Genomic DNA, 905 nt, shown 5'->3' with positions numbered 1-905 from the left:
AAGTTTTAATTGAATAATAGCGACTGACTAAGTGGTCTAAAAAAGTGCTTAGATTGCTGTTCATAGCTTTGCAGTCAATTTGCCGAATCTCTTCTGCTGATTGGACATAGCTGAATTCTCGATGTCGCTTGACGTCTTGTCCCAGCTTGGCAAGCAGCAATTCATAATCCGCCGGCGTTAGCTCCATATGACACTGCAGACCATATACCAATGAGCCGTAGCGCACGATTTGGCGAGGACAGCCTTCACTGCTTGCAAGAACTGGCGTCTGCGAACCGATTCCCATCATGTCATTATGCCATTCACCAAGCAGAGCCCCATCATTAAAGCCGTAAAACAGCTCGTCTTGTTTGCCGGCTTCGCTTAAGTAGACCGGAACGGCGCCGTATTCTTTTTGTGGGCTGCGTTCATATGCAAAGCCCAAAGTTTCACCAATCAACTGAGCGCCTAAACAAACACCGACTACCATCCGATTTTGATCGATGAATGCCTGGATCGTTTCACGTTCTGCCAAAGCATCGAAATATTCGCACTCTGTCATTGTCGTATGAGGATTTTGTGGCCCGCCCAATACGACCAGCATATCAAAATAGTCAGCCAGTTGTAGATTGGGCTTTTCTTTATGACAATCAACAATTTTTACATTGTATTGATGTTTTTGCGCCCACTTAAGATAATATCCTGGCGTTACATATGGCTCATGCTGAATGCAGCAAATATTCATGACTGTTTTCCCCTCTGGATCTATAACCAAAAAACTCTTTGATATATCAATGCCCTGCAAGGATATATCAAAGAGTATCAAACTTAATTAAGTTTAGCTATGCTGACTAAAGGATTCGAACCTTCGACCTACGCATTACTAGTGCGTTGCTCTGCCAACTGAGCTAAGTCAGCATGATGCG

At 43.9% G+C, this 905-nt stretch carries 1 protein-coding gene and 1 tRNA gene; both read right to left on the bottom strand.

Features of this window, described 5'->3' with window-relative positions; all coding sequences use genetic code 11:
• A partial coding sequence (locus tag ACLUWI_RS10135) for a glutamine amidotransferase-related protein (RefSeq protein ID WP_412147221.1) occupies positions 1-724 on the bottom strand: 724 nt, incomplete at its 3' end.
• Between the two features lie 100 nt (positions 725-824).
• Positions 825-897: transfer RNA gene (locus tag ACLUWI_RS10130), tRNA-Thr, on the bottom strand.
• Positions 898-905: the final 8 nt, after the last annotated feature.

This window comes from Limosilactobacillus mucosae, from assembly GCF_046939755.1.
Lineage (GTDB): Bacteria > Bacillota > Bacilli > Lactobacillales > Lactobacillaceae > Limosilactobacillus > Limosilactobacillus mucosae_A.
The sequence above is the reverse complement of the archived record's forward strand: the minus strand, read 5'-3'. Positions and strand labels throughout refer to the sequence as shown.